At 43.7% G+C, this 19620-nt stretch carries 18 protein-coding genes and 1 pseudogene; 10 read left to right on the top strand and 9 right to left on the bottom strand.

Annotated elements, in window-relative coordinates:
* Positions 1–54 precede the first annotated feature (54 nt).
* Positions 55–588 (bottom strand): Ycf51 family protein, encoded by a 534-nt coding sequence (locus V5G28_RS33745; RefSeq protein WP_332986895.1) that lies wholly within the window; start codon positions 586–588, stop codon positions 55–57.
* A gap of 135 nt (positions 589–723) precedes the next feature.
* Here V5G28_RS33745 and V5G28_RS33740 point away from each other — a divergent pair, with 135 nt between their 5' ends.
* From V5G28_RS33740 to V5G28_RS33715, 6 genes are all read left to right on the top strand, one after another.
* Positions 724–1959, top strand: a complete 1236-nt coding sequence (locus V5G28_RS33740; protein ID WP_332986894.1) for a hypothetical protein — start codon at positions 724–726, stop codon at positions 1957–1959.
* 7 nt (positions 1960–1966) lie between these two features.
* Positions 1967–2614 (top strand): class I SAM-dependent methyltransferase, encoded by a 648-nt coding sequence (locus V5G28_RS33735; protein ID WP_332986892.1) that lies wholly within the window; start codon positions 1967–1969, stop codon positions 2612–2614.
* 198 nt (positions 2615–2812) lie between these two features.
* Positions 2813–3544 carry a glycosyltransferase gene (locus V5G28_RS33730; RefSeq protein ID WP_332986891.1) on the top strand — a complete coding sequence of 244 codons (732 nt, stop codon included), beginning with the start codon at positions 2813–2815 and terminating at the stop codon, positions 3542–3544.
* Positions 3537–4310 (top strand): polysaccharide deacetylase family protein, encoded by a 774-nt coding sequence (locus V5G28_RS33725; RefSeq protein WP_332986890.1) that lies wholly within the window; start codon positions 3537–3539, stop codon positions 4308–4310. The genes V5G28_RS33730 and V5G28_RS33725 overlap by 8 nt, the downstream gene beginning before the upstream one ends.
* Positions 4291–5016 (top strand): class I SAM-dependent methyltransferase, encoded by a 726-nt coding sequence (locus V5G28_RS33720; protein WP_332986889.1) that lies wholly within the window; start codon positions 4291–4293, stop codon positions 5014–5016. The genes V5G28_RS33725 and V5G28_RS33720 overlap by 20 nt, the downstream gene beginning before the upstream one ends.
* A 128-nt stretch (positions 5017–5144) precedes the next feature.
* On the top strand, positions 5145–5393 hold the full coding sequence (locus V5G28_RS33715) for a hypothetical protein (protein ID WP_332986888.1): 249 nt from the start codon (positions 5145–5147) through the stop codon (positions 5391–5393).
* A 40-nt stretch (positions 5394–5433) separates the two neighbouring features.
* Here V5G28_RS33715 and rfaE1 read toward each other — a convergent pair whose 3' ends face one another.
* The 3 genes and pseudogenes from rfaE1 to V5G28_RS33700 form a co-directional block, all read right to left on the bottom strand.
* A complete protein-coding gene (gene rfaE1 / locus V5G28_RS33710; RefSeq protein WP_332986887.1) occupies positions 5434–6462 on the bottom strand; it encodes a D-glycero-beta-D-manno-heptose-7-phosphate kinase in 1029 nt (342 codons plus the stop codon).
* A gap of 125 nt (positions 6463–6587) precedes the next feature.
* A pseudogene (locus V5G28_RS33705) lies at positions 6588–7240 on the bottom strand (DUF6391 domain-containing protein).
* Between the two features lie 450 nt (positions 7241–7690).
* Positions 7691–7960, bottom strand: a complete 270-nt coding sequence (locus V5G28_RS33700; protein ID WP_073627546.1) for a helix-turn-helix domain-containing protein — start codon at positions 7958–7960, stop codon at positions 7691–7693.
* Between the two features lie 450 nt (positions 7961–8410).
* On the opposite strand from V5G28_RS33700, the gene V5G28_RS33695 reads away from it, so the two are divergent.
* The 3 genes from V5G28_RS33695 (at position 8411) to V5G28_RS33685 (ending at position 11157) form a co-directional block, all read left to right on the top strand.
* Positions 8411–9388 carry a carbohydrate kinase family protein gene (locus V5G28_RS33695; RefSeq protein WP_332986886.1) on the top strand — a complete coding sequence of 326 codons (978 nt, stop codon included), beginning with the start codon at positions 8411–8413 and terminating at the stop codon, positions 9386–9388.
* Between the two features lie 268 nt (positions 9389–9656).
* Positions 9657–10556, top strand: a complete 900-nt coding sequence (locus V5G28_RS33690) for an AraC family transcriptional regulator (RefSeq protein WP_332986884.1) — start codon at positions 9657–9659, stop codon at positions 10554–10556.
* A gap of 172 nt (positions 10557–10728) precedes the next feature.
* A complete protein-coding gene (locus tag V5G28_RS33685; RefSeq protein ID WP_332986882.1) occupies positions 10729–11157 on the top strand; it encodes a GFA family protein in 429 nt (142 codons plus the stop codon).
* A 402-nt stretch (positions 11158–11559) separates the two neighbouring features.
* On the opposite strand, the gene V5G28_RS33680 is transcribed toward V5G28_RS33685, so the two are convergent.
* The 3 genes from V5G28_RS33680 to V5G28_RS33670 form a co-directional block, all read right to left on the bottom strand.
* Positions 11560–13062 carry a calcium-binding protein gene (locus tag V5G28_RS33680; RefSeq protein WP_332986880.1) on the bottom strand — a complete coding sequence of 501 codons (1503 nt, stop codon included), beginning with the start codon at positions 13060–13062 and terminating at the stop codon, positions 11560–11562.
* Positions 13063–13497: 435 nt separating this feature from the next.
* Positions 13498–13983: a gluconokinase gene (locus V5G28_RS33675; protein ID WP_332986879.1), complete on the bottom strand. Its 486-nt coding sequence runs from the start codon at positions 13981–13983 to the stop codon at positions 13498–13500.
* 80 nt (positions 13984–14063) lie between these two features.
* On the bottom strand, positions 14064–15386 hold the full coding sequence (locus V5G28_RS33670) for a 3-isopropylmalate dehydratase large subunit (protein ID WP_332986878.1): 1323 nt from the start codon (positions 15384–15386) through the stop codon (positions 14064–14066).
* 197 nt (positions 15387–15583) lie between these two features.
* On the opposite strand from V5G28_RS33670, the gene V5G28_RS33665 reads away from it, so the two are divergent.
* Complete coding sequence (locus V5G28_RS33665) at positions 15584–16915, top strand: hypothetical protein (protein WP_332986877.1); 1332 nt, start codon at positions 15584–15586, stop codon at positions 16913–16915.
* 609 nt (positions 16916–17524) lie between these two features.
* On the opposite strand, the gene groL is transcribed toward V5G28_RS33665, so the two are convergent.
* A complete protein-coding gene (gene groL / locus V5G28_RS33660; RefSeq protein ID WP_073627768.1) occupies positions 17525–19165 on the bottom strand; it encodes a chaperonin GroEL in 1641 nt (546 codons plus the stop codon).
* Between the two features lie 87 nt (positions 19166–19252).
* Complete coding sequence (gene groES, locus V5G28_RS33655) at positions 19253–19564, bottom strand: co-chaperone GroES (RefSeq protein ID WP_096569956.1); 312 nt, start codon at positions 19562–19564, stop codon at positions 19253–19255.
* Positions 19565–19620: the final 56 nt, after the last annotated feature.

The following is a 19620-nucleotide window of genomic DNA, read 5'->3' as shown; positions in this document are numbered from 1 at the left end:
GAATTAAGAGTTATGAGTTATGGATGCACAACTCTTAACTCGTAATTCATCACTCTAACTTTTCTGTGAGGTGGGCTGCTGTGGCAATTGGGCGAATTTGTCCTGGTAAATCTCGATCACCATTTGAGAATCTTCACGAGACGCGAGCGATCGCTTGACTTGACCCAGGTAAAGTGGTGTGGAAACTCCTGGTTCCGGGTGGACAACAGTACGCAATCGAATAGTCAATTGGTTTTCTGCCGGTGTACCCAAACGACCATAGGAATACAAATCACTAGCTGCTTGACGTAAGGTAGCTTCTAATTGTGATGGGGTAATTTGTGGTGGAATGGTAATAACCGCCTGAGTTGATCCGTTGTCATAAACCCGAGTGTATCTTACTGCATCTGGAATCACAGTGCGAGACAAGGGCGTCAACGAGAGAGCAAATAGACCAGCCGTCAGCACTAGCATAAAGCCAGTAGAACCCACAATCCGAAAGCGAATACCCCATTTCAAAATAAAAGCCAAAACTGTCAAGGCAGCAAATACTAATGTTGCAATACCCGACCACTGGGCGTATTTGAGAAAGTCAGCAGGTGTGAGCATAAAGGTTGGCTACTTAGCGTGTCTTCTTATTTCAATGTTGCCATAGCCTTGGAACACCTGTACTTTTGTTACTTGACACTTATTCACTGAATGGATGCAAATTGAATGCGTGACAAATACCAAAAGAAGTTGCATATGAACTTGCGTCTTCAAGTTTGCATCTTTATGACTGCTTTGGCAATTTTGATTACCCGAAGACCAGATGCACTTTTTAATGCACAATTTTGGGCTGAAGACGGCAAGTATTGGTACGGTGATGCTTATAACCTTGGGATAATCCATTCCCTCGTTTTGCCGAAAAGTGGCTACTTCCAAACTATTTCCAGGCTCGTCGGTGCTGTCGTCCAATTTTTCCCACTGGTATGGGCACCTTTCATCTTTAACCTGACTGCAATTGTGATTAAGATTCTGCCAGTTAATCTGATTGCTTCAATGCGCTTTTCGCAGTTGATACCAAGCCTTGATACTAGGTTATTTTTGGCACTTCTGTATCTGGCTTTACCCAACTCTTATGAGATTCATGCCAACATCACGAACGTACACTGGTATTTAGCACTACTAGCCTGCATGGTCGTGTTAGCGACACCCAGCAGCCTTCTTGTATGGCAAGCTTTCGACATCGGAGTCATCCTGTTGTCAGCATTCAGTGGACCTTTCTCACTTTTATTAGTTCCTATTGCTGCAGTATTTTGGTGGTTGCGTCGTAGGAGATGGTCATTCATCCTACTCTTAGGTTTAAGTGCGGGTGCTGTGGTTCAAGGCATAGCTATTTTACTTACTGGGCATTCTAACCGTTTTCATACGACCCTTGGAGCAACACCAGAGCTATTCGCTAAAATCCTTGCTAGTCAAGTTTTCTTAGGTGCTTTGCTTGGACAACATGGAAGTAAATTGATCAGTTCTGTTCCTTTTGGACATAACATAATAGCAATCCTGGTCACTGTTGCTGGAATCGCCGCATTCGTTTACTGCCTACTGAAAGCTTCCTTAGAACTTCAACTTTTCATTACCTTTGCTGCTGGAGTTTTCTGTGTATCGCTTTTGTCTCCAGTAGTCAGCGAAACTATGCCGCAGTGGAGCGTTTTATGGCGTCCCGGAACTGGGATTAGGTACTGGTTTATACCTATGATTGGTTTTGTAACAATATTAACTTGGCTGTTGGGTGCAACACGACCGCGTCAGCTACGGTTAGCTGCTAAAATTGCTTTGGTAATTATGGTTGCTGGTATTATAGTAGACTGGCGTTATCCTGCATTTGCTGACTTAAACTTCAAAAACTATTCAAGGCAGTTTGTTGAAGCACATAAAGGAACTAGAGTCACAATTCCAATTAATCCACCAGGTTGGTCTATGGAACTTATTAAGCATTAACGACGCTGTGATTGACAATATTCGCCGCACTTTATTAGAACTATACGATCCACTGCCACTGAGCGATCGCCTTTTTGTACGTATTCGCCTACTTTTGAGTAACTTATACCAGTTAGAGCATTACGTGCCAAAGGAAGGCATAATTCTTGATATAGGCTGCGGTCACGGTGTCCTGAGTAATTTACTAGCCATTACCAGTCCACAGCGACAAGTCCTTGGGATTGATATTGACGCGAAAAAAATTGCCGTTGCACAACGTACTATTGGTAACCGACGTAACATCCAATTTGAAGTTGGCGACGCCACCTTTTTGCCAAGTCGTTCCTACCACGCCGTTACCATTGCTGATGTCATGTACCTCATTCCCCCTGACACCCAACGTGCTATCTTGACAAGCATCGCTTCTGCCTTGGAACCAAATGGCGTGCTAGTTTGGAAAACCCACAGCCACCAGCCCCACTGGAAGTATGCCATAACCTATGCCCAAGAATGGCTTATGACTAAGCTTGGTCCTACCCAAGGTGCTGGTATATTTTTTATGGATACACAAGAGTCGATCCAATCTCTTCGTAATGCTGGGTTAGATCCAATTGTTGTGCCTATGCCTTCACCACGTCCCTACAGTGATATTCTTTTCGTTGGCAGTAAGTCATAGCACATTAAAAAACTGAGTATTTTGTCACTTTAGCGACACTTTTCGCAAAATTTGATTGTCCTTACCTATTAACGAATCAAAATAAGGTTGCTATGCTGAATAGCAATAAGTATATCCTCTAGTTGCATGAGTGTATCTATACACGATCATGTAATTAGTAGTTGGAGATACTTCATAGGTGAGGAGTGCTTGAGGACAATGAATACCATTTCCATAATCGTGCCCGTTTATAACGAGGCACAATGTATCGTTAATACCTTTGCATCAGTTGTTAAATTCGTTATCAAGAAACCTTGGTATGATTTTATTTTTGTTGACGATGGCTCAACTGATGAAACAAGAGAACTTTTAGAAACTCAAATCAAACTATTCAATAATAGCCAGGTTTCATTAATCTCTTATAAGAAGCATCTTGGCAAAGGATATGCTGTAAAAACCGGAGTCTTGTATGCCAATGGCGACTATATTTGCTTTTTAGATGGAGATTTAGCTTATTCTTTAGATCACCTTGATTTGGTTGTAGCCAAGCTAGCAGAATTTGATATTGTCATTGGCTGTAGAAACCTCACTCCAGAAAGAAGCAATGGTTCCAGCGCCCTGAGAGTACTAGCGGGTCAAATATTTAATATCATATCTAGAAGCCTGTTGAATTTGAAATTTACCGATATGCAAGCTGGAATCAAAGGCTTCAACAAATATGCGGCAAAAGACTTGTTTAAAACCCAAATAATTTCCGGATTTGCCTTTGATGTAGAGTTGCTATATTTAGCAAAAAAGAAAGGATATACCATTGGCGAAATTCCAGTGGTCGTTTGCAAGAAGCATTTACATAAACAATCAAAAGTCAAATCATTCAAACATTCGATAGAAATGCTCTTTAGTTTATTGCAAATTATATATAATGATGCTATAGAAAAAAAGTATGAATAGCCTGATTTTATTAAGTTTTGATATAGAAGAATTTGATATTCCAGAAGAATACGGGCAGAAAATTGATGAAGCAGTCAAATATGAAGTTTCTTACAAAGGCTTAAAAGAAATTATTCCAATTTTGGAAAGATTAAATATCAAAGCCACGTTTTTCGTTACAGCTAACTTTGCCAACCATTACAAAGCACTCATTCAGGAAATTTCTCAAGAACATGAAATTGCCTCTCATGGTTTCTATCACTCCGACTTTAGATTAGAAGATTTAAAGAAGTCACGGCAAACCTTAGAAGAAATAACCAACCAGAAAGTGGTAGGCTTTAGGATGCCTAGACTTAAGGAAGTGGATGACAGAGAAATAGCAAAAGCTGGATATGAATATAACTCGTCGATGAATCCTACTTATATCCCTGGAAAATACAATAACTTTTTCAAACCCAGAACTGCTTATGTCTCAAATAATTTAGTTAATATTCCAGTCTCAGTGACGCCGCTGATTAGATTTCCCCTCTTTTGGTTGAGTTTTAAGAATTTTCCCTTGTCGTTCATCAAATTAGCTTCTCAGCTTACTCTTGAAAATGACCGTTACATTAGTCTGTATTTTCATCCTTGGGAATTTACTGATATTACCAGCTTCAAAATGCCAAATTATATTACCAAGTACTTGGGGAAAGAAATGCTTGAGCGTTTGGAAAAATATCTAATATGGCTAAAAAGTCAAGGGGAGTTTATTTGCTTTTCAGAATTTTATGAAACCTTCAGAAGATAGAAATTACAAGCTGGCTGATTATTTAGCGCGTTCTAGCGATCGCTATACTTTAACTAAATACAAAATTGTCATGCAGTGGCTACCTAAAACCCCGAATCTGCGAGTATTAAATGCAGGATGTGGTTCTGGAGAAATGAACATCTTGCTATCGCTTTCTTCAACTTGGCAAGTGGATGCTTTGGATGTAGACGTTGAAGCTATCAACCTTTCACAAAAGTTAAAAATAGAGAATAATATTAAAAACCTCAACCTTTATCACACCACAATTGAAGACTACACAGCACCAGAAAAATACGATATTATCGTCTCTAACGATGTTTTAGAACATATCGAAGACGATCAAGCAGCGATAAAAAAGCTTTCGTATTTACTAAAACCAAATGGATTAATCTGTATTTCTGTACCAGCGCTACAATGGCTGTTTGGTTATCACGATGAAATGCTTGGTCATTATCGGCGCTATCATCGGCAAGAATTAATCAACAAATTATCTTTTGACTTTAATGTCAATAAATGCCGTTACTTTGGCTCAAGTCTTATTCCTATAGCCTTGCTTTATAGTCGATGGTTACGCAAAGCTTACCCAGTTGGCGAACTAGAACACCAGTCAATCACTACAAAAATCTTAGAATCTGTACTAAAATTTGAGTCTAAAGTGTCTTCCCCTATTGGCATATCATTAATAGCATTAGCAACAGCTACATAGGCGAAAATCGTGCCAGATTCCCGATTTCTTTAAGAAGTCGGGAATCTTGTTGTGAATCGTTTCCGAAACAGTGGAGTGGACAATTGTAGTTAGTTATTGCACCTCACATCACAATTTATAATTTTCGTATGAATGAGCCAAAGTTCCACACGGTAGACTCTGAATCTCTCAAAAACATTTCCGTTGAGCAGATTCTTCGCCAACACAACCCAGCATTAGAGAATGCTGATTATACAACTCCCGTACCTACAGAAAATCAGACCATTCCTCACCGCGACGGAACTGATCGCTACTATATAAAAGTGATAAAGGGATGGAATCCCATTGTCAAACCTAATCTTGATTCTGCATATCGAGGTCGTATTGGCGGATGTTAAGTTGCTCTTCCTGTGCGTCCTCAGCGTCTGGTGTGGTTAATTAACTTTCCTCCAACAACCGTTGCAACGCCACACTCATTTCTTCAGGTGTCGTCGTTGTCGTACCAAACCGCCGCACAACAATACTAGCCGCTAAATTTCCCAAAATAGCCGCTTCCCATGCCGACGCCCCAGCAGTTAAACCCAAAGTTAACGCCGCCACCACAGTGTCTCCAGCACCAGTTACATCAAATACCTTAGTCCGATTAAAAGCTGGGATGTGATGTTCACCACCCTCGCTGTCAAACAAACTCATCCCTTGCTCCCCACGCGTAATCAAAATATGCTGTGCTTGTGTCAATCCCAGCAAGTCTTGTCCTGCTTGAGTGACAGTTGCCTCATCAGTAATTGCATAACCTACAGCAAGTTCTGCTTCTGGCAAATTTGGCGTAAATAACGTTGCCCCCTGATATCGTTCCAGATGTTTTTGGGCGTCCACAATTGTTCGGGAAGCAGACAGCGCCGCCGAAATTACAGGCTGAGTCAGAGTTCCATCGCCGTAGTCAGAACATACTACAGCATCTATGGAATGAATTTGTTCTTTAATATATTGAGACAACTGCACTTGCAAATCTAAGTCTGGCAAATCGTCCGATTTTCGGTCTACCCGAACTATTTGCTGAGTCACTGATTGACGCGAATGACCAGAAATCCGCGTTTTCGTCACTGTTGGGCGATTGGGATCAACAAAAATACCATCAGTATTGATTTGTGCAGCTTCCAGGAGACCACGTAGCGCCCTTCCCTGTTCATCTTTGCCCAAAAGTCCTACTGCTAAAACGTTTGCCCCCAATCGAGCAAAGTTGTAAATCGCATTCGCCCCACCTCCTGGCACTTGCTTGGTGGTTTCATGGCGGAGAATTAACACTGGTGCTTCGCGAGAAATTCTTTCCACCTGACCAGTAAGAAACTCGTCTAAAGTCAAATCTCCAATGACTAGCACCCGTGCAGAGGTGAATTTGTCTAACAGGGAGAACAATCGGTCAGCCGAAGCACGCAGTTTAGGGGCAAAATCAGGGTCTAAAGACATATAAAAGAGAGTATTTAACACACCAGCCCATCATCTTACAACCCAAAACAGGAAAGTGGGGAGATGGGGCTATCAAGAGAGTGAGGAAGAAAAGTTTTCCTCCCTCCCTCTCTCCCTCCCTCCTCCTATTCCCGCCACTGCACCTCGACAAAATACGCCTGTCGTCCCCAAAGGTCACGTGTACGTGTAATATTTTCAATTTCTAAATTGAAGGGAATGGAAGTTGTCAGGTAACGCTGCGCCAAAGCACCAATGTCAGGAGCTAGTTCAGCGGCTGTTGTCGCCGCCAAGCCCAAACCTATCAATTGCTCAATTGGTCCTCGCGGTAGCAGCAGATGCATTCCCACTGCTAGCCCAGCTGTGAGCAGCATTCCTACAGATGCATTTGTCCCACAACGGGGATGCACAGCTAAATCCCATTCTCCGTTGGTAAGGCGATGGCGAGCAAGTGTTACCGCACGCCGCAAATTGCTGATATTTACCTCTCCATAGAGATAGAATCCCCCGTTCTAGACAAAACCCCCTAAAAGTTCGTTGTCAATTTGAAAATTGCTCGTCGGTCTTGTGCGAGCTTGGAAGTTTTTTGATGCACTCAGAACCCAAACTGTAGCGTGTTCCAGCGCATGAACCTGTCGCACCATTAAAATTTCTTTTAATCCAGGGATAAACGATAGATGCCTCAGTAAATCCCCATCTTGTGTGGGCTGAGGTGCTGTAAAATCAAGATTAAAAAAGTCAAAGGAGACGAGCCACCTTTAGTAAAAGCGGAAGTATTCATTGCAACACTGCTCCCTAAGCTGATGGAGCAATAGAGATTTCTTTTAAATGTAGCGTTTCAGCCTGTGGATGGTTGCTAAATTTTGTTGATTATCGGATCTATTTCAGTCTACTAAAGGCAAAATTTTAATAAGGACACATAGCGGCAACGAGGTTTTTCCTTCTTGAAAGCTGAGAAACCGTGGCTTCTGTGCTTTGTGGGTAAACCCAAAAAGCGCTTTCTGTCAAGCTTTCTGTCGCGCTGCTAGTGTCCTTGTGCCTACGGTTGAAACACTTTCCACAGTAAATATATTATTTATCATCTGAGGAAAAACAACCTTTATCCAGAACGACATAATCCAGTAATCTGTGGTGCTTGATTTTGATAGGTTTACACTTAATACGTAAGTTGTGAGGAGGAGAACAATAAGTTACCAGTCAAAATGAGCTTGGCAGTATACTAGTAATTCATTTATTCGTTCTGGTTAGGCAGAGGCAGGGGACAGCAATTTACATCATTCAAGCAGACTTTGCCCCAATGCAAAGCCCAGCGGACAAGAGCCACTCGGTTGTCAGTACCGGTCTTGGTGAGAATATTGCTGATATGGTTATCAACTGTACGCTTGCTTATTTCCAGTTTAGCTGCAATTTCTTGGTTAGTTAAGCCAGCGGCCACTAAGTCGATAATTTGCAGTTCTCTGTCTGACAGACTAACAGGGGTCTGAGACTCGCCACCAGCCATGAGCTATTTTATCCTCCCTAGTATATGTACTTAATCGCTCTTTCTCATTCTAGAAGATTCTTTTGTGGGTAGTTGTTTCAAATGTAAGCATAAATACTCTTTTTAGAAAAAGTGCAGTTTAGGGAGTTAGCGGAGGCATCCCCCCGCCCGTGCGACTGCCCTAGGGAAAAGAAGAATCAAGATTTCAAATTCAAAATATCCCCTATACCCTTATACTTCATACCCGTTCCAAAACGGTAATATTCAGTGAGAGTTTAAGTATAAAGTATAACTTTTTTTAAAAATAAAAGCCCACATATTACTGATGCAAAATGAACAGTAAAGAGCAATATGGACGGCTGATTTAAGAAACAAAAATAGCTATTTAATTGTATGAACGACTGCCGACAAAGTAGCATAAATTATTGTAGGTTTTATACTGGCAATTCCTAATCCAAAATCTGAAATTCAATGAGCAATCCCCGTGTTTTGTGCCTGGGTGAAGTTTTGTTTGACCGTTTAGCCGATCAACTGGGGCGAAAGCTAGAAGAAGTTGAATCATGGACTGCCTACCCTGGGGGAGCACCAGCGAACGTAGCTTGTGCTTTGGTGAAGCTGGGGACACCAGCAGCATTTATCGGCACCTTGGGTGAGGATGCACCAGGCAATGAACTGGTAGAGCTATTACAAAAAGTTGGTGTGGATACAACTGGAGTTCAGCGCCATCCAACAGCACCAACACGGCAAGTGAATGTTGTGCGATCGCTCTCAGGCGATCGCACTTTTGCCGGCTTTAAAGACTATGACACCACAGAATTTGCAGATACCCGCCTTAAGGCTGATAAATTACCTCTGAAGTTATTTGAAGCAGCAGATTTTCTGGTTTTGGGTACTTTGGAATTAGCCTATCCTGAAAGTGGGCAGGCAGTTCACCATGCCCTGAAGCTAGCAGAGCAGTACGATATCAAAATTTTGATGGATGTCAACTGGCGTCCGGTATTTTGGACAAATCCTGACATCGCTCCCCAAAAGATTCAAGAATTATTTAAGCAAGTAGATTTTCTCAAACTTTCAAAAGAAGAAGCCGAATGGCTATTTGACACCGCAGATCCTGGGGCAATTACTTACCGCCTTGATTCCATTGAGGGAGTGGTGGTGACAGATGGGGAAAACGGTTGCGCTTATTGCCTTGGGGAAAACGAAGGCAAAATACCTGCTTTTTCCATCCCCGTCGTTGATACAACGGGTGCGGGGGATAGCTTTGTCGCTGGGTTCATCCACCAGATACTCACTCATGGTATCCACAGCTTAAACGACTCCCAGACAGCTAGAAGAATCGTGACATATGCAAGTGCAACCGGGGCATTAACGACGACGAAACCAGGGGCGATCGCCTCCCAACCTACCGCAGATGAAGTGGAAGCTTTTCTGGCTTCGCATCAAGTTTAGCCACTAGCGCAAGTAGAGGTAAGGTGCAAGTAGCGAGCACTCTTTGCTGGGATATTATTACAACAAGAAGGCGGGAAGAAAATCTTCACCGCCTTTTGCTCAGAAAAATGACTTAATTCTTTCAGTAAGAAAACGTTAAGTTAAAGCTCCAAGTTAAAGAAATTTAAGTATTGTTCCCAAAAATGGAAATTGAGTGTAGTGCATCTGGTCGGATCTGCCGTTGCTGTCTGCCAATTTTCTCATTAGCTGATCCAAAAAGGTGAGAGTCATGTCAAAAACAGAACATGAATACTGCGCTGTAGAAAAGGCAATCTTAAAAAGCTTTAATCGTCAATCTCTACTCTCCAACGACGATTCGCTTTGGAACGGCATCCGCTTCCAGTTCACTCAAAGCAGGAGTGCAAGTGCATTGCCAGACGAGATTATCTTTCCAGAGAATGCGATTCATATTTATACAGATATGCCTTCTGGGTACTTTGTTGAAGCACGAATTAATGGACGGTTGCAAAAAAGCTCTCTTGTCACGGGTCATAGTCTCATCATTCCACGCGGCACAGCTTATTGGCAATCAGATAACCACAAAAGCAAAGGCATTACCTTAGGTTTGAATTTCGGTTTTCTTGAGCGCACTCTCTCTGAATCGATTGACCTAACTAGTCTTGAACTGCATCCTCAATTTCCAACGTTTGACCCGCTCATTTATCAAATTGGGCTGGCGCTAAAAGCTGAACTAGAACAGAATCGGCATTCTAGCCGCTTATATGCAGAATCTGCCGCGACGTTTCTTGCCACCCATCTTTTCCACCATTACGCCCAAGGCAAACAAAAAGAGCAAATCACAACCAGTGGCTTGCCTAAGTATAAATTACAACAGGTCATTGATTACATCCATGCCAACCTTGAGTGTAATATTGGCTTGACTGAATTGGCTGACTTAGCTCAGATAAGTCTGTCCCACTTCTCTCGATTATTCAAACAATCAACCGGATACTCACCCCATCAGTTTGTCATTAAATGCCGGGTCGAGCGTGCTCGTGAACTCCTCCTCAAAAGTGACTTATCAATCGCGGATATCACTTATAAAGCCGGCTTTGCGAATCAAGGGCATTTAACCAGTCATTTTAAGCGCCTGCTTGGAGTCACACCTAAAGTTGTTCGAGAGAAATAGCAGAAACGTGTAAAAACAGCAAAAACTTGTAAGACCAAATAAGAGTGCGATCGCTACTTTGGAAATCAGGACGCGCCGCAAGTGTCATATCTTGCTTAGTGAGCAAAGTATGCTGGCTGCACCCGCGTCCTAGAAGTCACAAAAGTTAGAAGTTCCAAGGAGAGACATTCTTATGGCGATAAAATTTACTGGTGGTTGTCTATGCGGATCTGTCCGCTACGAATGTTCAGCCGAACCGATTGCGATGGGAAATTGCCACTGTCGCGATTGTCAACGGGCGACAGGAAGTGCCTATGCCTCCGGGCTTCTCGTGCCGCAAAGTGCAGTCACCATCACCGGAGATGTGAAATACTATGACGTGATTGGTGATAGCGGAAGCATTGTTGGTCGAGGCTTTTGCCCAAATTGCGGTTCCCGATTATTTAGCAAGCCCCCAATTCCTGGGCTTATGGGCATTTTGGCAGGGAGTCTCGATGACCCAAGTTGGTTCCGACCTACGATGGACTTTTACACAGCTAGTGCCCAACCGTGGGATCACATGAACCCGGATCTGCCCAAGTTCGACAAGATGCCAGTAATGCAGCAGGGTCTCACATCATGATGAGAGCGAACAGTTGAAGAAGAAGTCAGCAATTCCTGATTCAGTATTGAGAATGCAATCAGGTAGGGATTGGGACCACTACCTGATTGTAGACCACCAAATCTATGTCCTTTGGACACGCTGCGCAAACGATAGGGGCATTAACGACAATGAAAGCAGGGGCGTCAAGCCTCCCAACCTACCGCAGATGAAGTGGAAGCTTTTCTGGCTTCGCATCAAGTTTAGCCACTAGCGCAAGTAGAGGTAAGGTGCAAGTAGCGATGTAGAAAATCGAGTGTTAAAGGAAGCAATAAATCCTTCCAAAAGTAAGGGGAGGGGGACACGGCGATGTGTGCCTCCTTACCCAATAAAGTCAAAGGTTTTGGAATTTTCGGTCAGTTAACTTTGCCGTGCTGCACTAGCTCACATGACTTGATTAGCAACAAAGATGCCTGTAGTACCATTCGCCAAACTAGCGTAGAAAGCGATTTGACCGACATCATTGAGTTCTTCTCCAAAAAACTCAAGGTTTGTCACCGTCGAACCAAACAGAGAATCGCCGGTGGCAATAACCTTATCAGCTATCGGATCTGATCCAGTAAAGATACCTTCACCACGGATATCGGCGTCTAGGGAAGCTAGAAAAGCGACATCTCCACTGTTATTAATAGAAGGATTGAAGTTAAAACGAGCAAAGGAACCAGTGGTATCAGCGATCGTTGTGATCACGCCATCGTTTTTGGTGAAGATGCCACTACCTCCTCCATCTAAATTTGCACCAAAGGCTACTGTTCCTGCATCGTTGAGCGAAGGGTTATCCAAGTAGAGATCGCCAAAACTGCTGAAAGATCCACTATTGTCAACAACGGTAGTAATTACCCCGTTGCTATAAGTGGATAGACTAACCGTACCATTAGAAGGTTGTAAAGTTCTATAAACTACCGTTCCTTCAGCATTAATATCAGAACTAGAGAACCTAACAAAGTTGTCGCTGGTGCCAACAATAGGAGTGAGCGCTCCACCATTACCAGTGAAAACGCTTTCGCCCGATGTATCTAGAAGAGCCTGAAAAGCTACCGTTCCCTTATCGTTGATAGAAGGAGAAAATACAGACGAAAAGGAGCCGCTCGTGTCAGCAATGGTAGAAGTCGCTTCACCGTTACCGACAAAGATACCAATGCCACCCGCGTCTACGTTAGCAGCAAAAGTCACCGTTCCTTGGTTGTTGAAGGAAAAATCGCTGTAGACGAAAGAAAAAGGACCGTTGGTGTCAGCAATAGTGGTCGTTGCTTTACCGTTACCAATGAAGATACCGTTACCTCCTGCATCTAATTCAGCAGCAAAGGCAACTGTTCCCGTATTGTTAATTGCAGGTCTAGGATAATTCGTGAAAGATTTAAAAGGACCACTGGTGTCAGCAATCTTCGTAAATCCATAACTTACAGCTTTCCCAGGCACGCTAATGAAATCGCTATTGTCTATCGTGCTACTGTTCACTCCTTGCAAGACTGCTAAAACCTGACTCGTGAGTTTATTAGTGATGATGGTGTCGCTGGCGGACGCCCCTGTACCTTGAAAAATGTTCAAATCTTCAAAAGTAAGCCCCTTCGTTAACTCAATTAAATCGTTTCCCCTGCCAAAGTCAGTAATCAAGTCCGCAGAAGCTAAGGTAGAGGTGCCTGTGTTTGTGCCAATGACAAAAACGTCGTCTCCCTCACCACCAGTGAGATTGTCCTGATCGTTGCTAGCATAGAGGCGGTCATTACCGTCTCCACCTTGAAGCTTGTCTTGATCATTTCCGCCGTCAACTAAGTCATTACCCCCTAGACCATTAATGGAATCATTGCCATCCGAGCCGAAAATGGTATCAGCATCATAAGTCCCAACGAAGGCGTCGTTTTGGACGGTACCATTGATGAGTGACATAAGTTGTATTTCTACTCCCTCAACTTAACAACCTTAGTGTTGTCCAACCCAAGTGTCTAAAACCGATCATCCTAAAGCTATAAGGCAAGCTCATAGGTGATTTAAGGAAAGGAACTGCGGTTGATGCAAAGTTATTTTGGGCTACCCTGAAATCCAAACAGCTGGGTCTTAGTAGACAAAAGCAAAACTTTTTCTGCTTTACAAAATATAAAAACTAATTTGATGACTTCAACCAGCTGTTCTATATCTTCAACGGATATTTATCTTTTCAGGAGGAATAACAGCGATTTTCCATGTTAATAGGCTCAAGCAACAAGAGCGCTTGTCAGCTGATTTTATCAGGAGCATCTAGTGGAATGTCAATGATGCGAAACATCTCTGCCATGATTTATCTTTTTAGCAAACATACCCATAACACTCCTCCCATCAACTCGCCTAAATCCCCAAACTCACTCTAATCTTCTGCACAATGACCTCTTGCGCATCGGAAACATCCACTGTAATTGCACCAGATGGCTCTTCAAGAGCATCAAACTGACTTTTAAGAAGTTTTTCGGACATGAAGTGGCTCTGACGCGTTTGCAGCCGCTTTTGAATCAACTCAAACGCTCCCTTAAGGTAAACCAACTTGACGCGTTCCTCATCCAAGACCAGAACCTGACGATAGGTGGCTTTCAATGCAGAACACGCTAATACCATATTTTTATTCTTTTGCAAGCACTGTTGTATTGCCTGTTGCAACGCCAGCAGCCAAGGCATCCTATCTAAATCGTTTAGGGGAATGCCGTGCCGCATTTTCTCTATATTTTCTGGCGAGTGGAAAGAGTCAGCGTCAGCAAATTCCCAGTGCAAAGAGTCCGCCAACAGTTGCCCAATGGTAGATTTGCCAGAACCAGAGACACCCATTACAAGAATAATCATCTGGGCAAATTTAGATTTTAGATTTTGGATTTTTAACCACGGATGTAGGCTTACGCCTACATCCGTGGTTTCATTTCTAATTAACTCAAAAACTCACGCGGATCTGTCACATACCCAGTGACTGCAGAAGCTGCGGCGGTGTAGGGCGAAGCAAGATAAACTCCAGCTTCTTTATGCCCCATACGTCCAGGGAAATTGCGGTTGGTGGTGGAAACACAAATTTCTGGCTCATTCATCCGCCCAAAGGTGTCTTTGGGACCACCCAAGCAAGCGGCGCAGGAAGGCGCAGCAGGTTCAATGCAACCAGCGTCTAAGAAAATTTCCGAGAGGGTTTGCTCTTGGTACTTGAGTGTAAACAGGTCTTCGTAGACTTTTTGGGTAGCAGGGACTATGTAGGTGGGAACCTTCACCTTGTGACCTTTAAGAACTTGTGCTGCATGGAAAAAGTCTTCTGTTTTGCCGCCCGTGCAAGAACCAATATAAACTCGGTTAATCTTGACATCGCTGCATTCGCGTGCCAAAGCGCGGTTATCAGGGGAGTGGGGTTTGGCAACGACTGGTTCTAATTTCGAGACATCATAGCGATGCTGACTGTAGAACTTGGCATCGGAGTCTGTATATACTGACTCAAAAGGTTTGTTGGTACGTCCCCTTAAATATTCAAATGTGGTGTCATCAGGAGCAATGGTACCATTCTTGCCGCCAGCTTCAATGACCATGTTGCACAAGGTCATCCGTTCTTCCATCGTCATTTGTTCAACGGCTTCCCCTGCAAATTCCATCGTCCGATAGGTTGCCCCAGCAACGCTGATATCGCCGATAATTTGCAAAATCAGGTCTTTCGCCAACAGGTAAGGAGGCATTTCGCCATCCAATACAAAGCGCATGGTGGCGGGAACTTTAATTAACAGTTTGCCAGTCCCCATGATGAAGCCAGCGTCTGTGTTGCCGATACCTGTGGCAAATTGACCAAAAGCACCAGCGTTACAAGTGTGGGAGTCAGTACCAAATAAGACTTCGCCTGGACGGGTGTGACCTTCTTGGGCTAGGGCGACATGGCAAACGCCTTTGTAGTCTGGGTTTGCCTTAAAGTTGGCACGGTCAGTAATGTCGTAAAAATATTTTATACTTTGTTCTTTAGCAAAATCACGTAAAATATCAACGTTGCGGTTAGCTCGTTCGTCGGCGGTGAAAATATAATGGTCGGGAATTAACACGATTTTTTCGGAGTCCCAGACTTTGGCGTCAGCACCAAACTCGCGTTTGAAAACACCGATGGTTCCTGGTCCACAAACATCATGTGTCATTAAAACATCAACATTGACCCAGATGTTTTCTCCCGGTTCGACGACCGAACGACCGGAGGCTTTCGCCAAAATTTTTTCTACAAGGGTCATGCCCATAGCGATCGCGTTCTTATGAAAGGGTACAAATTATATGCTACATGGCTCTTACTCTGTCAACCAAATTAAATTACTTTTCGATACTATAAACAAGTGTTTTTGGGTGGCTCTTGCGTTCACAATATCCTGCAATAGCCAGATGCCAAAATTCTCTCGAAACCTCTAACCTACAACTGTCGAATCCGAGAAATTAACTTGTGGATGCAATTTTAGAGCGATCGCACCAACTCAAACAAGACCTCACTGATTTTGTCTATGACGCTGAAGACGAACTCGCACAAGCACTGGAAACCTATGCTGCTGTAAAGTCCCGTCGTGGTAGCGGTGATAATTTTCAACAACAACTGATTATTGACTCGTTTATTACAGAAGGGCGAGTCGGTGACGACTCACCATTAGATTTGTTTATTCAAAGCCACCAAGATTTGTCCGAGAGCGATCGCAAACTGATCAAAAGTTGGCAGCGCACTTTTATTGGCTTATTTGCTATTACAAAAATTCTACCCGATGGCTTTGAACTTAGGAACTGGCTGACAGATAAACACTACACTGTCAAGCCGGACAATGCCCAAAAACTACAGGAAATATCTCGGTTAAAAGAGGGAGAAATTTTGCTGACTCGCATTTCTCCTGTAACTGACAGCTACTGGACGTTCTCTGGTCCTTACACGCAAATGGGTAAATTGGGCAAACCAAAACTTGCAGTAGCTATTGGTAATTTTAAAGAGAATTATAAAGAACATCTTTATGGAGATGCGCCAGAATTGCTAGAGGAAGCTTGGCAGTCTGTAGAAGTTTATCATCAGCAGTTTCTAGACTTTTTTGGCAGCGATGAAGTCACAATGCCGGGATACCAACTCAACAAAAAAATTGGTGAATTCCAAGAAATCTTAACGAAAAAACGCTTGGAAGAAGCAGGTGTTGATCCATCCAAATCTCTGGAAGAAGTAGCACAAGAAGCAGGCATTGGAGAAGAAGAAATCAAAGCAGTTGCAGAAGAATTTGGTACCGACTCTCAAGCCGTTTCGCAAATGTTTAACAACAAAAACGGCAGCAGCAAAATGGTAACGCCAAAAGTTGATTTACCTGCTGATCTCAAAAAAGCAGAACAGCTTACAGCTATATCCCATCCTCGTTGGGGGCAGATGTTTCTCCCAACCTATACCAAGGTAAAAGCAATTTTAGAAGCAGAAGATTGGCAAAGTGTAGAAGGTGCGGAAAAACTGATTCGTTTTTATTTACAAGATAAAAGTATTAATGCCTTCATTTGGCATCGGTTAGCTGAACAATATCCAACACAATTAGAAAAAGTGCTGCAAACATTTCTTCAACGTCCAGAATTTCAGCTTCAAAGTGACTTGGATGCTCTATTGCAAGAATACAATAAACCCATAGACCCAGAGTTACCAGAAATTGCCAGCGTCCCAATACATCTAAACAATTTATTTCAAGAAGCTGTCGTAGAGGTTCACAAATCTAAGCCCAAAGGGAAAAGTCAAAAGCAGTCAGCCAAGGGCTTTCAACAATAGACTTCTTGCAAAAGTATGATTAATACATATTTATAACCGCAGATGCACCCAGATAAACGTAGACAAATTATCTGTGTCCATCTGTGTTCATCTGTGGTTTTTTTTCATAAAGTTGACTTTTGTAAGAGGTTTAATAGACTTCTTGCACTCCCGAACTTTTTCTTAGTGTTCTTCTTTGCAACTTTGCGACTTTGCGCGAGACAAAATAATATTTATGCAATTTTGTCTAATGAAAGTTTGAAGATATACAGCGCTTTGCATCTAAATGGAGTACACCCCTCCCCAACCCTCCCCATGAATCGGGGAGGGTGCGCGACAGCGCGGGTGGGGTATCTTTGTACTTCACCAACTTGCAATCTGCTGTAAACAGGGGAAGTTGTACTTATACTTTTTCAGAAAAAATAATAAGGGATTTCCAAAAAATAAATTATCCCCTAAGAGTGGGGTGGGCATCCTGCCCGCCCAGTTAATAGGACGGGCTAGAAGCCCATCCCACAAGAAAAAATTGGATATTTTTTAATTTGGAAGTCCCTAAACAAAAAAACAGCCGCCTCCACAAAGAAAGCAGCTGTTTTATCAAAGGTGGGCAGAACCCACCCTACAAGAATTTTAGTAATCGAAGTCGCCGCCGCCCATACCAGCGCCAGCACCAGCAGGAGCGTTATCCTTTGGCTCAGGCTTGTCAACCACGATACACTCAGTGGTTAAGACCATACCAGCGATAGATGCAGCGTTTTGCAGAGCAGAACGTGTCACTTTAGCTGGGTCAACAATACCAGCTTCAAACAGATCAACGAACTCGTTCTTGGCAGCATCGTAACCAATGTTGAATTCTTTTTCCTTGACGCGCTCAGCAATGACAGCGCCATTCTGACCAGCGTTTTCAGCAATTCTCTTCAGAGGAGCAGCCAAGGCGCGAGAGACAATCAACGCACCAGTCAACTCTTCACCCTTGAGGTTGCTGTTTGCCCATTCTTCGAGCCCAGGAGCGAGGTGAGCCAGAGTTGTACCACCGCCAGGAACGATACCTTCTTCCACAGCAGCCTTGGTTGCGTTGATGGCGTCTTCCAAGCGCAGCTTCTTGTCCTTCATTTCGGTTTCGGTCGCCGCGCCTACCTTAACGACAGCCACACCACCAGCTAGCTTAGCCAGACGCTCTTGCAGCTTCTCTTTGTCGTAGGAAGATTCGGTTTCATCGATTTGACGACGAATTTGCTCAACACGAGCCTTAACAGCAGCTTCGTTACCTTCGGCAACAATGGTGGTGTTATCTTTGGTGATCGTGATGCGGCGAGCCTTACCCAGCGCATCCAGCTTGGTGCTTTCCAGCTTCAAACCAGCATCTTCGGTGATCACTTGACCACCCGTGAGGATACCGATGTCTTCCAGCAATGCTTTGCGGCGATCGCCAAAGCCAGGAGCCTTGACAGCAGCCACGTTCAGCACACCGCGTAGGCGGTTGACGACCAGGGTTGCCAAAGCTTCTTTCTCGATATCTTCGGCAATAATCACCAAAGGACGACCAGCGCGAGCAACTTGCTCAAGGACGGGTACGAGGTCTTGTACCAGAGCGATTTTCTTATCGGTCAGCAGGATGAAAGGTTCATCGAAAACTGCTTCCATCCGCTCGGGATCAGTCGCGAAGTAGGGAGAGATGTAGCCTTTGTCAAAGCGCATCCCTTCGGTGATTTCCAATTCGGTGGTCATGGACTTCCCTTCTTCCAAGGAAATCACGCCTTCTTTGCCCACCTTATCCATTGCTTCGGCAATCATCTGACCGACTTCTTCGTCGTTACCAGCAGAGATTGAACCAACTTGTGCGATCGCTTTGGAATCTTCTACAGGACGAGCGTGTTCTTTGATTTTTTCTACTAAGAAGTTGGTACCCTTATCAATACCACGCTTCAGCAAAATCGCATTCGCACCTGCTGCAACGTTCCGCAAGCCTTCTTTTACGATTGCATGAGCCAAAACGGTCGCAGTTGTGGTGCCATCACCAGCAGCATCGTTGGTTTTGGAAGCCGCTTGACGGATTAGAGCAACGCCAGTGTTTTCGACGTGGTCTTCCAATTCAATTTCTTTAGCGATGGTCACACCGTCGTTGACGATTTGTGGTGCGCCAAACTTTTTCTCTAGCACTACGTTCCGACCTTTGGGACCGAGGGTCACAGCAACAGCCTCAGCCAGAATATCCATGCCTTTTTCAAGGGCACGACGTGCGTTTTCGTTGTAGATAATGCGCTTTGCCATAATTGTCAAAGAATTTTGAAAAGAACAGTACGAATTTGTAGGTTGTCCTTTGCCCTTTGCCAATAATTCATGACAAAGGACTCATGACTATGAAACGATTGCTAGAATGTCTTTTTCTGAGAGCAGGACGTATTCGTCGGTTCCAAGTTTGATGTCGGTACCAGCGTACTTCGAGTAGAGAACTTTTTCTCCCACTTTGACATCCAGTGGCTGACGAGCCCCGTCATCTTTGAACTTGCCATCACCCACAGCGACAACCTCGCCCACTTGGGGCTTTTCTTTTGCGTTGTCGGGCAAATACAGACCACCTGCGGTCTTTTCTTCAGCGGCGCTTACTTTCACAAATACGCGATCGCCCAGAGGTTTAACTGTAGAAACGCTTAGAGATACAGCTGCCATACCAATTTCTCACCTTGTTAGCACTCTCGACTCCTGAGTGCTAATTTACCTAAACC

Origin of the sequence: Scytonema sp. PRP1, assembly GCF_036697665.2 — a bacterium.
Taxonomy (GTDB): Bacteria; Cyanobacteriota; Cyanobacteriia; order Cyanobacteriales; family Nostocaceae; genus Kalymmatonema; species Kalymmatonema gypsitolerans.
This window is presented reverse-complemented; position numbering and strand designations above follow the sequence as displayed.

Bases quoted from the DNA above. Each gene is read 5' to 3' on its own strand.
- V5G28_RS33730 (WP_332986891.1), top strand. From the start codon at position 2,813: ATGAATACCATTTCCATAATCGTGCCCGTTTATAACGAGGCACAATGT.
- V5G28_RS33680 (WP_332986880.1), bottom strand. From the start codon at position 13,062: ATGTCACTCATCAATGGTACCGTCCAAAACGACGCCTTCGTTGGGACT.
- V5G28_RS33685 (WP_332986882.1), top strand. From the start codon at position 10,729: ATGGCGATAAAATTTACTGGTGGTTGTCTATGCGGATCTGTCCGCTAC.
- groL (WP_073627768.1), bottom strand. From the start codon at position 19,165: ATGGCAAAGCGCATTATCTACAACGAAAACGCACGTCGTGCCCTTGAA.
- rfaE1 (WP_332986887.1), bottom strand. From the start codon at position 6,462: ATGTCTTTAGACCCTGATTTTGCCCCTAAACTGCGTGCTTCGGCTGAC.
- V5G28_RS33740 (WP_332986894.1), top strand. From the start codon at position 724: ATGAACTTGCGTCTTCAAGTTTGCATCTTTATGACTGCTTTGGCAATT.
- V5G28_RS33720 (WP_332986889.1), top strand. From the start codon at position 4,291: ATGAAACCTTCAGAAGATAGAAATTACAAGCTGGCTGATTATTTAGCG.
- V5G28_RS33700 (WP_073627546.1), bottom strand. From the start codon at position 7,960: ATGGCTGGTGGCGAGTCTCAGACCCCTGTTAGTCTGTCAGACAGAGAA.
- V5G28_RS33690 (WP_332986884.1), top strand. From the start codon at position 9,657: ATGTCAAAAACAGAACATGAATACTGCGCTGTAGAAAAGGCAATCTTA.
- V5G28_RS33695 (WP_332986886.1), top strand. From the start codon at position 8,411: ATGAGCAATCCCCGTGTTTTGTGCCTGGGTGAAGTTTTGTTTGACCGT.
- groES (WP_096569956.1), bottom strand. From the start codon at position 19,564: ATGGCAGCTGTATCTCTAAGCGTTTCTACAGTTAAACCTCTGGGCGAT.
- V5G28_RS33715 (WP_332986888.1), top strand. From the start codon at position 5,145: ATGAATGAGCCAAAGTTCCACACGGTAGACTCTGAATCTCTCAAAAAC.
- V5G28_RS33670 (WP_332986878.1), bottom strand. From the start codon at position 15,386: ATGGGCATGACCCTTGTAGAAAAAATTTTGGCGAAAGCCTCCGGTCGT.
- V5G28_RS33675 (WP_332986879.1), bottom strand. From the start codon at position 13,983: ATGATTATTCTTGTAATGGGTGTCTCTGGTTCTGGCAAATCTACCATT.
- V5G28_RS33725 (WP_332986890.1), top strand. From the start codon at position 3,537: ATGAATAGCCTGATTTTATTAAGTTTTGATATAGAAGAATTTGATATT.
- V5G28_RS33745 (WP_332986895.1), bottom strand. From the start codon at position 588: ATGCTCACACCTGCTGACTTTCTCAAATACGCCCAGTGGTCGGGTATT.